Here is a 13,983-nt window from a genome sequence, read left to right as displayed (position 1 = left end):
ATTTTATCAAAAATAAATTAAAAAGATTATATAAATTGAACTTAAGAGAAATATAAATCCAAATAATGTTTAGTTAAATCCAAATTAATGATATTTTAGTGATTAAATTGTCATAATCTAATGGGGTTGGATTAGTATGGGTGTGAAGTTTAAGGACATAGTATCTCCTGAAGAAATTAGATTTGAGGATCTGGATGGTAAAGTAGTGGCTCTGGATGCAGCCAATGTCATTTACCAGTTTCTTTCCAGCATCCGTCAGCTTGACGGTACTCCTCTCAAGGACCAGAATGGAAGAATAACTTCTCATTTTAGCGGAATATTATACCGCACATCATCTCTTGTTGAAAAAGGGATTAAACCCATCTACGTTTTTGACGGCCAGTCCAGTGCCCTTAAAAAAGAAACCCAGAAAAAACGAAAGGAAATAAAGGAAGAATCAGAGCGAAAATGGAAAGAAGCTTTGGAAGAAGGGCGTTTAGATGATGCCCGAAAATTTGCAGTTAGATCATCCCGGATGTCCCCGGAAATCGTGGAAGGTTCCAAAAAACTCATTAAACTCATGGGAATTCCATATATCCAGGCTAAAGGGGAAGGAGAGGCCCAGGCATCATATATGGTGGCACGTGGAGATGCATGGTGTGTTGCATCCCAGGATTATGATTGCATGTTATTCGGAGCCCCCCGCATGGTTAAAAACCTGACCATCAGCGGAACTCAGAACACCCCCGAACTCATTGAACTGGATAAGATCCTGAAAAACCTGGATATAACACGTGAACAACTGGTAGATCTGGCCATTATGGTGGGCACAGATTTCAATCAGGGAATTAAGGGAATTGGAGCAAAAAAGGGTTTGAAACTCATTGAAAAACATGGAGACATATTCCAAATCCTGGAAAAACTGGATATCCAGCTGGATGTTGATCCCCACATCCTAAGGAACATGTTCCTTAACCATGATGTGGATTCAGATTATGATCTGAAATGGCAGAAAGCAGACGAGCAGGGTATTGTGGATTTCCTCTGTGGAGAACATGATTTTTCAGAAAACAGAGTGCTGAGTGCGGTGGATAAACTCAAAAAACTGCAAACTACCCAGAGTAGCCTGGAACAGTGGTTTTAGAGAGATAAAGACCCCAAACTATTTGTAAAAACACTGCAATTAAAAGAAGAAATTAAAATAATAATAATAATAATAATAATTGTAAATCAAGCAGCAGTCCTTAAAAAATCCTAAAATGGGGGATAATCCCCGAAAAATTCCAGGGCATACTTGCGTGCTGTTTCCACCTGAGAAGGGTATACTTCTTTCATTCTTTTTTCCACTTCATCTCGACTATTTGAACCAGCAAATATCCTTAAAACTTTCCCATAAACATCTAAAGAATCCTGTGAAGGATTGCATGGCATTTCCAGTGTGATGCAAACATCATCCCGGGTAAAAAGGGTGGTTCTGATATTGGGGGATGCTGATCCCAAGAGTATCCCTTTACCCAGTTCTATGAGTGGTGGAACCCCTTCGTTGATCCATCTCATAGGAGAGGTCAGTTTATTATAGCTTTCTTTTTTATAACAGTGCGCTTCCACGTACATCTGGGGTTTATAATAGTTAATCAGATAAAGAATTTCTTTACCAACCTTGGATTCGTAGTAAAGTGGATCAAGGGTGCTCCGGTAGAGGCTCACGTCACAGTTGTGGATCACCAGTTTCCCTTCATCTACATCATCATTCTGGATCTCTTGAAGGGCTTTAATAGTGCTCAGACCTTCCCTTCCATGCACCCCACCTATAAAAAGCCGGTTAATTCCGTTTCCTTTGTCTATGATTTTAAAGTATGCCAAAAATCATCACCTGATTAGTTCATTTAGAAGGTTTTAAATGTTCATGGTTCTTTTATTGCATTTAAATGAGTTATATTCATTAAAAATTAGAAATGCACCTTCTAATTGCTTGATCTGTTTGGGATTAACCTTAAAATTCCCTTCCCTGATCACATAATTTATTAATTTCTCAAGGTCCTGATAATTCTTTAAATCTGTTTCCAGTGCCTTTTGTTTAATTTCCTGAAATGCAGGGTGGAAGTTCAGGGAATAATCCTTAAAATAAGTATTCAAAGTTTCAACCTGTTGTGGGTAAACCTGGCTTAGTTTCTCCATTATTTCTAGACGGTTACTGGATCCTGCAAGTATTTCCATGATTTTGTGACATGTTTGTAATGATTCTTCCGATGGATTGCATGGTATTTCCAGGATAAATGGAAAATCATCTAAATCAAAAAATACAGAACGAATAAGGGGAGAAACAGAACCAATTAAAACTCTATTTTCAAGTTCCACCAGACCCGGTACTCCGAAAAATTCTTTCCTATCTTTTCTCGTGAGTTTTAAATAACTATCCCTGTGGTAGCAGTGCAGCTCTAAGTAAATATCCGGCTTATTCTTCTGTATTAAACCCATAAGTTTGCTGCCTGCAAGAGAAAGGTAGTAAAGGGGATCCAGAGTACTCATGTAGGGGCTGGGAGGGAAATTACTCAAAACCAACCTCCCCTCATTGACCTGGATATTTTTAGCTGGTTCAATGGCATGGATGGTGCTTGAACCTTCCTTACCGTGCACTCCACCTGCAAACAGGCGTGAAGTTCCTCCTTTAGCACCAATTTCTTTTAAAAAACTCACTTCCATATTATTATGTTCCCTGTTCCCATCCTTCCAGGTATTCAACCTGTTTTTCGGTCAGATCATCAATTTCAATGCCCATAGCTTCTAATTTAAGTCGTGCCACGTGCAGGTCTGCCTCGTCAGGTGTTTTATGTACTCCCACTTCCATTGATGTGTTCACCAGTTGTTCGGCAGATAGGGCCTGCATTGCAAAGCTCAAGTCCATGATCTCAGCAGGGTGTCCCTGTCCTCTTTCACCGGCAAGGTTAACCAGCCTTCCTTCGGCAAGGAGGTATATTCTGCGGCCGTCATCCATTACAAACTCATCAATGTCCGCTTTCATTTTTCCCTGCTGTACAGCCATCTGGTCCAGGTCTTCTCGGTTTATCTCCACGTTGAAGTGACCGGAGTTGGCCATTATACATCCGTCCTTCATTACTTTAAAGTCATCTCCGGAGATAACATCGACGTTTCCAGTGGCAGTAATCAGTATATCGGCATGTTTAACTGCTTCACGGACTATCATGACCCTGTAACCATCCATACGTGCCTCTAATGCCCTTATAGGATCAACTTCAGTTACAATTACGTTGGCTCCAAGTCCATCAGCGCGCATGGCGATCCCTCGACCACACCATCCATATCCACATACTACAATGTTTTTTCCAGCTATTAGTACGTTAGTGGAGCCCATTATAGAGTCGAAGGTTGATTGCCCGGTTCCGTAACGGTTGTCGAATAGGTATTTGGTGTATGCGTCGTTAACTGCTATTACCGGGAATTCAAGAGCCCCATCAGCGTGCATGGACTTCAGCCGGTGAATTCCGGTAGTGGTTTCCTCACAGGCCCCTTTGATCTTATCCAGGACATCCCTTCTTTTTCGGTGGATCAGGAATATCATATCTGCACCATCATCTATGATGATATCTGGCTTATGATCCAGTACCATGTTAATGGTCTGGTAATATTCTTCGGTGGTTTGCTCTCTCCAGCCATACATGTTAAGGCCTAGGCTGGCACCAGCGGCAGTGGCATCATCCTGTGTTGAAAGTGGATTACAACCAGTCATTACCACTTCTGCCCCTCCTGCCTGGAGTGTTAAACCCAGGTTGATGGTTTTGGGTTCCAGGTGCAGGCAGGAGCCTATGGTGATTCCCTCAAAGGGTTTTTCTTTTTCGAAACGTTTTTTAATGGTTTCCAGGACTGGCATGTGCCTCTGGACCCATTCAATCTTCTTTACACCCTGAGGGGCTAATTCCATATCTTTTACTTTATAAGGCATTGTTATCACCGTTACATCCCATGTCAAATTGATATTAAAAAAACTTATTTAGATTATAAATGTTAATTCTCTATTCTCATATAATAAGTCTCCCTGTTTAATGATAATAATTTACTTTTTTAATTTAAAAACATGGAATTAACAGGACAAAATGGAATTAACATAACAAAAACAATAAGTGAATAAAACAAGTAGATGCAAATGAAGAAAACCCATTACGTTCGAAAAATAAGGAAATAATAAAAAAGGAAAAGATTCCATGAATTTGTGGAATCTCCTCCATTTAGGTGTGGAATCCCCTCCATTTAGGGGATTTTACTGACTTAGTCTGTGTAGATGTTCTAATGATACTGTACCATGTCGACTTTTTCCTCGGTTTTGACCTTTTTCATGGCTTTTTTGAAGTATTTCATCTTCACTTCTTCGGCTTTGAGGTCATCACGCATGGTCAGCATGACTGCTTCCCGGCATACTGCTTCAATATCGGCACCCACGTATTTTTCAGTGTTTTTAGCCAGGTATTTCAGGTCCACGTCATCAGCCAGTGGCATGTTTTTGGTGTGTACTTTGAATATTGCCAGTCTGGCGGTCTCATCAGGGTCATCCACCTTCACGTGTCGGTCAAACCGACCGGGTCTTAGAAGTGCGGGGTCCATGATATCCACCCTGTTAGTGGCGGCGATTACTGCCACATCCTGCAGTTCTTCTAATCCATCGATTTCAGTGAGTAGCTGGTTTACTACCCTCTGGGTAACTCCACTGTCAGTGCTGGAACCTGATCGGGCTGAAGCTATGCTGTCTATTTCATCGAAGAATATCACTGTGGGTGCAGTTTGCCTTGCTTTACGAAAGACTTCCCTTACACCTTTTTCTGATTCACCCACCCATTTGGAGAGTAATTCAGGTCCTTTGACAGCTATGAAGTTGGCCTTACTTTCGTTGGCAACTGCCTTGGCCAGTAAGGTTTTACCTGTACCAGGTGGCCCGTATATCAGCACACCTCGGGGAGGTTTGACTCCGAACTTGTCGAAACTTTCCGGATATTTTAAAGGCCATTCTACTGCCTCTTTAAGTTCCTGTTTGGCGCTTTCCAGACCCCCAATATCATCCCATTTGATGTCAGGTACCTGTACCAGAACTTCACGGAGTGCGGAGGGTTGGACTTCTTTTAGAGCTTCTTTGAAGTCTGATTTCTGGATGATCATCTTTTTGAGGATTTCTTTGGGTATCTCTTCATCGGATTTGATATCCGGGAGCACCCTGCGGAGGACTCTCATGGCTGCTTCTTTACAGAGCATTTCCAGGTCCGCTCCCACGAAACCGTGGGTGGTGTCTGCTATTTCATCAAGGTCCACCTTTTCATCCAGGGGCATTCCCCTGGTGTGTATCTGGAGGACTTCTCGGCGTCCATCCTTATCTGGTACTCCTATTTCTATTTCTCGGTCAAATCTTCCACCTCGACGTAGTGCAGTGTCCAGTGCGTCGGGTCGGTTGGTGGCTCCAATTACCACTACCTGGCCTCTGGTTTTAAGACCGTCCATCAGGGTTAGTAACTGAGCAACTACACGTCGCTCTGTTTCTCCGGATACTTCTTCCCTTTTGGGGGCAATGGCATCTATTTCATCTATGAATACTATGGATGGAGCGTTTTCTTCTGCTTCTTCGAAGAATTCTCGTAGGTTTTCTTCGGATCCGCCCACGTATTTGCTCATGATTTCCGGGCCCTGTATGGCAATGAAGTGAGCGTCACTTTCGTTGGCAACTGCCTTGGCCAGTAAGGTTTTACCTGTACCAGGTGGTCCGTGCATCAGAACTCCTTTGGGTGGTGATATTCCCAGTCTTTCGAAGAGTTCTGGTCGTTTCAGGGGTATTTCAATCATTTCCCTGACTTTTTTCACTTCCTCTTTGAGGCCACCTATGTCTTCGTAGGTGACGTCCACCAGGGTTTTCACTCCTTCCAGTTTGGATACGTCCACTGGATCGGTTTGAACATCCACATCACTCATTTCAGTGATTTTAACAGCTCCAGCTGGTTTAGTGGATACAACTGCTAGTTTCAGTTCCCCCATGGGGCTGACATCGGTCATGGTGTCCCGGAAGAATTCATCGAATAAGCTTCCGCGCATGGCTGTTTGTTGCTGTTGACGAATTCCAGTTACTATGATGTCTCCTTTGGATAGTACTCTACCCTGGAATGCTCCTTTAACATCTCCCCTAATCATGATTTTCTGATCCACTGGGGCCAGCACCACTTTCTGTGCTTCTTTAACCTGGGCTTTTCGTACGGTTACTTCTTCTCCCAGGGATGTTCCTGCATTTTTTCGGATGTATCCATCTATTCGTATGATTCCCAGCCCTATATCCGATTGGGATGAAGCCACAATGGTGGCAGTGAGTTTTCGACCTTCAATTTCGATCATATCTCCGTCCAGGAGATCGAGCTTTTCCATGCATGCCGGATCTATACGGGCTATGGATCGACCAACATCTGCCTGTGAAAAGGCTTCTGCTACTTTTAGTTTCATATCTTCGCTTTTAATAATAAATCCCCCTGTAAATTCTTTTATATCTTAAATAAAAATAATTTATCTCTTAAAAAATAAATATAAATCGTTTTTGTATTTAGTTAACTTATGTTACTTTAACATTGTAGATTCTAATATATAAAGGTTTTGGTTATATGTTACTTATGGAAAAATGAATTAAAAAAAATCATCAATTAAACTTGGAAAATAAATAGAATCCCCCACAAAAAAACATTATCCCCAGAGTTACCTGCTAAAAAATGATTAAAATAATTTTTAACGGATTATACCGCCAAAACCAGTGAGTAATCCCTCCACCATTTTCTTTGACTCGGTGGAGATCACCTGGTAAGTGAAGGTGATGCTCTTTTTATCTTCAGGAATTTGACTACCATGGTAAACATCTTTAACCTCGGATGTAACTACACCCTCCAGAGAACTAATGGCTTGGGATATAATTTCTGGCTTGGAACTTCCCGGTAAAACAACAGAGACATCAAAGATCTTCAGGGGAAGATTACTCATCTTCCATGCCTGAAGTTCTTCAAAGCTTAGAACCTCAATGTTGGAAAGTTTAAGTTTCACAACCTTGCTGTTCTCATTTAAAATCACAAAATCAGGAGATAAAGATTCCAGAATACCAAGGTGAACCTTGCCAGAATACATGTGACGCAAACCCACTTCCAATCCCACCGAATTTTTAAGAGTAGTTACCTCTGCATTCAGGGCGGATATGGCCTTGTCTGATCTTCCCAGAGATGCTTCCAGATCATTTAGGTGTTTGGCAGCCGAACTCATTGCTTTAACAAAATCATCCTGATTTTCCTGGTCTATCATGGATTTGAGGTTATGGAATGTTTCCAGGAATGTTTCATGAACCTCGTGAATGTAACGGTTCTGTGTCTGTATAGAATAACAAAGGTAAGGATTCTGGGCTACAATCCTGGCTATCATATCCAGCATTAGACTGTAGATAGGACTTGCGAACTTACGTGATTCTTTAACATCCACCTGCATCCTTTCAATGACACTGGCAATACAGATGTAGGCAAAATGGGTTAAACCCTGAACAATACTCATCATCCGATCATGGAGTTCAGGACTGGTCTCCATGATTCTGGCCTGTTCTGAATTTAAAAACTCCACCACCTTAGGGTACCATTTCCCCTTCTCCAGAGGCGTGAGGACTATCACTTGTCCTTCCAGGGATCGTATTCTGGGACCGAACATGGGGTGGGTGGGAAGTACTTCCACGCCTTCAGGAGCGTGGTTTTGCATGATTTCTGCGGGTAATTCTTTTACAGAAGTCACATCCACCAGTAAAGATCCTTTCTGAAGGTGCGGGGCTACTTCTTTTATGGTTTTAGGAGTAACTTCAATGGGAACTGCCACTATCACTACCTTTGCCTGGGATGCCGCTTTTATATTGTCAGATGTGTATGATACTCCCATTTTGCTGGCTATGGTCTCCCCCATCATTGAATTCCTGCCAGTGATGGTAACCTGACATCCCCTTCTTTGAAGAAAATTAGCTATCCAGTTTCCCAGTCCACGGGTCCCGCCTATAACCGCTACCTGCATAGAGTTATCTATTATGAGGAGAAGGATATTAAATTTTTCATATCATTTTACAGATGGTTAATGTAAATCTTTCATTCTACAATGAGCCTCCTCCTGCATCCTTAGATATTAAACATCCTTTAAGATCCAATATTTGGATTTTCTATCCATGATTATATCTCCAGTGTTCCTACCTTCTCTTTACCTGCACTTCCTGCCATGGAATCCAGTGTTTCCAAAAATTCCATGAGGCGAGGTTTCTGCATCACCTCTAAAAATCTTTCCAGCTGCATTTTTTGCTGTATGAATATTCCCCTACGTTTAATGGGGCGTCCAAACTCATCTAAAGGGTTTATTTCAACCATTATGCTTTCCTGATCACCTCTTGTAGGTGCCTTTATCAAAAACACTCCTTCAAGAGACGTTGGGACTCTCTGCCATGGTTTAACATTTTCCAGGGTTTCTTTTATCTTGCTTTCTAGCTGGCTGTCCACTATAATCACCACCCCATGATATGTAATACCTTTTATATATAAGTTATGATTAAGGGAATAAAACTTATGAGTCAGATACAAGAAATTAAGGGATGTAGGAAAAAGATTTAAACATAAAATACGGAAAATATGAGGGTAAAAACTTCATAAAAATTATTTTACTCATAGTTTTAAAAAAATAAATAAATTAATTCAAAATAAATAAAAATATTCAGATATATATTAAATCAAAAAAAAGGTACTAAAATGCGTATTGTTCACCAGGATGCCAAAAGAGGAATTATAGAGTTATTTCCCGAAACTCTGGATGATCTCTGGCATCTTTCCCATCTCATAGAACCAGGAGACCTGGTCTCATCCAGAACCACCCGCCGTATACAGGACACTACAGGGGAACGCCTGCGCAGTGACCGTGGCATTAAAAAAACATTTTTCATGGGCATAAGAGTTGAAAGCATTAACTTCCACAAATATACAGGGAAACTCCGGGCAAAAGGTGTTATTGAGAAGGGACCGGAAGATCTGGTTTCACTTGGTTCTCATCACACCCTGGATTTGAAGCTTAACAATTCTGTGAAGATACAGAAGGAAAGATGGTCTCGCTGGCACCGGAAACGGATCAAAGAAGCCATAGATGCCTCTAAAATACCAAAAGCACTGGTGGTGGTAATAGAGGATGATAATGCCGATATGGGCATCCTGCGCCAGTACGGGGTGGAATATTACGGGCCCATCATTGGAGGGATATCCGGGAAGAGAATGGTGCAAAAAAACCGTCAACAGGTGATTAACAATTTTTACGACGAGATCGTAAACACCATTCGAAAGTTTGAAGGGATTGAAGGGATTGAAGGGATGGTCATTGCCGGACCCGGTTTTGGTAAAAACGATTTCTACCAGTTTGTAAGTCAAAAATATCCTGATATTGCCCACATCTCCCGACTGGAAAGCACCGGTGCAGGAGGCAGATCAGGAATCCATGAGGTACTGCAGAAGGGTATTCTGGAGGAGATGGCTACTGAAGGACGTATAGCTCAGGAAATACGGATGATGGCCCGTGTTCTGGAGGAAATTGGTAAAACTTCCAACATGGTAACCTATGGGAAAAAAGAAGTTAAAACTGCTGCAGAAGCAGGTGCAGTGGAAGAGTTACTGGTAATTGATGAATTACTCCGGGAACGAGATGTAGAAAAAATCATGGACCTTACTGAGAACCTGGGGGGTAAGGTTATGGTTTTAAGCAGTGAACACGACGGTGGAAAACAGCTCAGTGCCCTTGGTGGAGTGGCTGCTTTATTACGTTATGCGTTAAAGTAGAGTAATATTCCATTTGACAAATCTGAGGAAGAAGAATAGATTTAATGGAGATTTAAATGAACATTACTGGAATGAATTCTGACATTATGCTCTTAACTGCTTTTGTTCTATCCATTATCTTAACCTTCATCTTCCAGAAACTGTTCACCCGATTAGGAGGAAACCTTTACACTTCCATTCGTGGGGGGACACCCCGCGCTGTGGGTATTGCCCCTTTTCTAGTTCTATTATTATTTTTCCCACCTCCAGGAAACTATTTAATAGGTTTAATAGGGATATTTGCATTTTTAGATGATATAATTGGAAGAAAAAAAATCAAAGGACTCCCCTTTGAATTCGGTCAATTGTCCCGAGGTATAGGGATGCTCATGGTTATGGTAGTTGGATATTTCTATTTTGGCCCAGCATCCATCCTCATTGCATTGATGATCCAGCCCATGAACATTGCAGATATGCAGCCAGGAACAGCATCGTCAACTGCGATTATAATGAGTCTGATTATGGCAATTCTCCTTTATCTGGCCACAGGTAATCCTTACTCTTCTGCCCTGATTATACTGGTGACCTGTTTGGGATATGCTCCACTGGACTATCAGGGAAAGATAATGATGGGGGAAGTGGGAAATCACTCCTTTGGTGTTGGCCTGGGAATAACATACACCCTACTGGCTGGTAACATAGCTAATTCCCATAATTGGGGAACAGGGGGAGTGTTTTTAGTTGTACTGGCTCTTTTAATAATCACTGCATTACTTATAGCATTCCTAAGACGAAAAAATCTTAAGAAATTCTTAGAAAGCAACCTTCAAATCCATAATCCCAGATACGGTGATTTATTGATGGATGTGTTAACTGGTGGTGGTTTGGGTGATCTTCTTCGTAGATTCATATTGAGAAAACAGGACATAAAAATAAAAAATAGGTTTTTAATGTTCTTAGGTCTGCGAAGGCTCTTTTATAATCCTCATTCTATTTGAATATTGAATTTATTGATTGAATTTATTTGAATGCTTTTATTATTTTCACCAAATAATTTCTTCAAAAACCTATGAACACCCTCTAGATGTGCTTAATTTTCATTATCATTAGAACTAGCTCTATCTTAATCTTTTCATAAAATTGCTTTTCATAAAATTGCATTTTTATCTTTTTAAATTCCAGTAAATTACTCAAAAAACTTAAATTAGAGATTAATTTAGCCAACTATATTTTTTACTTAAATAAGAGCATATTAACCTACTAAAAAATGGTTTTTTTACAGACCCCAATATATATTGTGATATTGCTCACCATTTATTGTGATAGTAATCACTAAAAAAATTTAGAAAACTTTTAATATTGTCAATACAAAATTATTCTGAGAAAACAATGTTGACATTCTGATTCAATTCAGACATAAATTGTTTTCAAACAACATGCATGATTAATGTAAACAAGCATGTTCAGAGTAAACAAATGTTAAAAAACGCATTAAATTTTAAGCGTAGAAAAAATTAAAGGAGGTGAAAACATAACCAAAAAAACAAGTTTACTTCTTTTAGTAGCAGTAGTATTTGCACTGGTAGCTGCGGGAGCTGTTTCAGCGGCTGATGGATCACCTGATGGATCATCCCTCACCACGACAACAGATTTGAATGAAACCAACACAACCAACAACTCTTCTTCAACTTTACCCGACCCTAAACTTTACGATTACAATGGAAATCTGGTAGGTTCCTATGCTACAATCCAGCAGGCCTATAATAACGCCGCAACTGGTACCAGTACACAGATGTATACCATTGAACTGGAAGAAAATGGAGTATTTACGCTAACTGACTTTACAATAGCCAAAAATCTCATTTTCACTGTAGCCAATGGTGGAACCGCAACAATTCAAGGATCTAACGATAGATTGATCTACATTGCATCAGGTTACACAGTCTACTTCTACAACATCACCTTTGAAAATGGTCATGCCTCTGATGGAACCACACTACACCCTGACGGATACAATGGTGGAGCAATCTACAATGAAGGTACACTTTACCTTACAGACTGTGTCCTGAGAAATAACCAGGCCGGTGATGGTGGTGCCTGGGATTATGGAGGTATTGGTGGAAACGGTGGAGCAATCTACAACACCGGAACTACAACCATAACCGACTGTGAGATCTACAACAACCGCGCTGGTGATGGTACTGATGGAGTTCCCGTCACTCATTCCAATGGTTTCCAAGGAGGTGATGGTGGTGCTATCTACAGTACCAGAACCCTCAATATAATCAACAGCGAACTGTACAACAACCTTGCCGGTAACGGTGGAAACGGTGTGATATTAGGTGATGGTGGAAACGGTGGAAACGGTGGAGCAATCTACAACACCGCAACCATGACTATAACCGATTGCCTGATCCACAACAACTTCGCAGGTGATGCTGGCGCCGGTGGTTACCAAGTAATCATTGGAGGTACCGGTGGAACTGGTGGAAACGGTGGAGCAATCTACAACACCGGAACTGCAATCATAACTGACTCCCAAATCAACGAAAACATCGCTGGAGACGGTGGTAGTGGAGCTGATGGAAGTGATGGATTATTAAGTAATGGTTACGCCGGACATAATGGAGGTGTTGGTGGTTCTGGTGGAGCAATCTACAACACCAACCATCTGGAAATTTACAGCACCGAAATCTCCGACAATGAAGCCGGTGACGGTGGAGAAGGTGGAAACGGTGGAAATTCCGGTGAACTGGGAACAGTACCATACACTGGTGGAAACGGTGGCCAAGGAGGTGCCGGTGGAAACGGTGGAGGTATTTTCAACTCTAACTATCTACTCATCACTGAATCTACAGTAACATCCAACCGTAGTGGAAACGGTGGAACTGGTGGAAACGGGGGTCAGGGTAGTGACAGATGGAGATATTGGTGGATTTATCATTACATATACGTTCCTTCAGGTAACGGTGGAAACGGTGGAAACGGTGGAAATTCCGGCTCTGGAGCTGGTATCTACCACAGTGGAACCTACTTAAGTGTTACCAGTAACAACCTGACCAACAACATCATTGGAACTCCAGGTAATGGAGGAGCTGCAGGTTTAAAAGGGTCAGGAGAAGGTGGTTCTAATGGAAATGCAGGTGCTGCTGGAACAAATGGTACCGGTGGTGCAGTTTACTTAGCAACCAATATAGCATTACCCCAGATAAACTACAACCGAATCCTGAATAACACCTTACCTGATATTGCCAATTACAATGGAATCAGTGTAAACGCTGAAAACAACTGGTGGGGTACCAACTTTGAAGGTAGCAGCCCATCTATTGCTGGACGTGTGTCCAATGGAGTAGACGCTGACCCATGGGTGATATTACGCCTGATTGTACCGGATCATATCTACAATGGTATCCCAGTACAGTTCATAGGTGACCTTACCCAGAACAGTGCTGGTAACCCAGTTGGAGGATACATCCCTAATGGTGTTGAAGCTAACTTTACAGCCACCAGGGGACTCATTGACCCAACACAGTACACTTCAAATGGTCAGGCTAACACTACTTACTCACCAACATCTTCAGGACCTGCTACATTCACTGTCAAGGTGGATAATCAAATTGTAACCGTTAATCAGAATGTAGAACCGCGGGCAGTTTTAGATTTCACTAAGTCAGTGTCTGATAGCACTCCAAACTATGGTGATCTGATTCATTTCATAGTTACGGTGCAGAATAATGGTCCGGATACAGCCACTGATGTGAATGTCTCTGACCTGCTTCCAGCAGGCCTGGTTTACCAGTCACACACACTCAACGCAGGATCATACGACTACACAACTGGATTATGGAGTATAGGGAGCTTAACAACAGCTACAGGGGGCGTATATCTTGATATCATCGCCCTTGTCAATGGCACTGGATTCTTCAACAACACCGCAACACTGACCCAGTCAACTTATCCACAGGATGCTGTAAACAGGAGTGCCACTTTGAATGTGGATCCTGCTGCAATAATTTCTGTGACCAAGACCGACAACACCACTAACCATCAAGCCAACGTAGGTGACAACGTAACCTTCACCATAACCACACACAACAACGGACCAGACAACGCCACAAACATAATCATAACCGACACACTACCACTCGGACTAAACTTCGTATCAGCA

Annotated in this window: 10 protein-coding genes and 1 pseudogene; 4 read left to right on the top strand and 7 right to left on the bottom strand. The window is 41.7% G+C overall.

Features of this window, described 5'->3' with window-relative positions:
* Positions 1 to 136 precede the first annotated feature (136 nt).
* The gene (gene fen / locus HY987_RS01460; RefSeq protein ID WP_292754794.1) at positions 137 to 1,123 is read left to right on the top strand and encodes a flap endonuclease-1; all 987 of its coding nucleotides are present in this window, start codon (positions 137 to 139) and stop codon (positions 1,121 to 1,123) included.
* 110 nt (positions 1,124 to 1,233) lie between these two features.
* On the opposite strand, the gene HY987_RS01455 is transcribed toward fen, so the two are convergent.
* The 6 genes from HY987_RS01455 to HY987_RS01430 all read right to left on the bottom strand — a co-directional run bounded on the left by HY987_RS01455 (position 1,234) and on the right by HY987_RS01430 (position 8,519).
* Positions 1,234 to 1,842, bottom strand: a complete 609-nt coding sequence (locus tag HY987_RS01455) for a DUF2119 domain-containing protein (protein ID WP_292754791.1) — start codon at positions 1,840 to 1,842, stop codon at positions 1,234 to 1,236.
* 33 nt (positions 1,843 to 1,875) lie between these two features.
* Positions 1,876 to 2,682, bottom strand: coding sequence for a DUF2119 domain-containing protein (locus tag HY987_RS01450; RefSeq protein ID WP_292754788.1), 807 nt, complete (start codon positions 2,680 to 2,682; stop codon positions 1,876 to 1,878).
* A gap of 4 nt (positions 2,683 to 2,686) precedes the next feature.
* The gene (gene ahcY / locus HY987_RS01445; RefSeq protein ID WP_292754786.1) at positions 2,687 to 3,940 is read right to left on the bottom strand and encodes an adenosylhomocysteinase; all 1,254 of its coding nucleotides are present in this window, start codon (positions 3,938 to 3,940) and stop codon (positions 2,687 to 2,689) included.
* Between the two features lie 341 nt (positions 3,941 to 4,281).
* Positions 4,282 to 6,480, bottom strand: a complete 2,199-nt coding sequence (locus HY987_RS01440; RefSeq protein WP_292755742.1) for a CDC48 family AAA ATPase — start codon at positions 6,478 to 6,480, stop codon at positions 4,282 to 4,284.
* Between the two features lie 261 nt (positions 6,481 to 6,741).
* Complete coding sequence (locus tag HY987_RS01435) at positions 6,742 to 8,046, bottom strand: prephenate dehydrogenase (protein ID WP_292754783.1); 1,305 nt, start codon at positions 8,044 to 8,046, stop codon at positions 6,742 to 6,744.
* 152 nt (positions 8,047 to 8,198) lie between these two features.
* Positions 8,199 to 8,519, bottom strand: a complete 321-nt coding sequence (locus HY987_RS01430) for a hypothetical protein (RefSeq protein WP_292754781.1) — start codon at positions 8,517 to 8,519, stop codon at positions 8,199 to 8,201.
* 246 nt (positions 8,520 to 8,765) lie between these two features.
* Here HY987_RS01430 and HY987_RS01425 point away from each other — a divergent pair, with 246 nt between their 5' ends.
* Both HY987_RS01425 and HY987_RS01420 read left to right on the top strand, forming a co-directional pair.
* A complete protein-coding gene (locus tag HY987_RS01425) occupies positions 8,766 to 9,836 on the top strand; it encodes an mRNA surveillance protein pelota (RefSeq protein ID WP_292754778.1) in 1,071 nt (356 codons plus the stop codon).
* A gap of 56 nt (positions 9,837 to 9,892) precedes the next feature.
* The gene (locus HY987_RS01420) at positions 9,893 to 10,813 is read left to right on the top strand and encodes a cell wall biosynthesis protein (RefSeq protein ID WP_292754776.1); all 921 of its coding nucleotides are present in this window, start codon (positions 9,893 to 9,895) and stop codon (positions 10,811 to 10,813) included.
* Between the two features lie 493 nt (positions 10,814 to 11,306).
* On the opposite strand, the gene HY987_RS01415 is transcribed toward HY987_RS01420, so the two are convergent.
* The gene (locus HY987_RS01415) at positions 11,307 to 11,492 is read right to left on the bottom strand and encodes a hypothetical protein (RefSeq protein WP_292754773.1); all 186 of its coding nucleotides are present in this window, start codon (positions 11,490 to 11,492) and stop codon (positions 11,307 to 11,309) included.
* Here HY987_RS01415 and HY987_RS01410 point away from each other — a divergent pair.
* Positions 11,467 to 13,983, top strand: a pseudogene (locus HY987_RS01410) (hypothetical protein); the annotation flags it as partial. The gene HY987_RS01415 and the pseudogene HY987_RS01410 sit on opposite strands and share 26 nt — an antisense overlap.

Source organism: Methanobacterium sp., from assembly GCF_016217785.1.
GTDB lineage: Archaea > Methanobacteriota > Methanobacteria > Methanobacteriales > Methanobacteriaceae > Methanobacterium.
The sequence above is the reverse complement of the archived record's forward strand: the minus strand, read 5'-3'. Positions and strand labels throughout refer to the sequence as shown.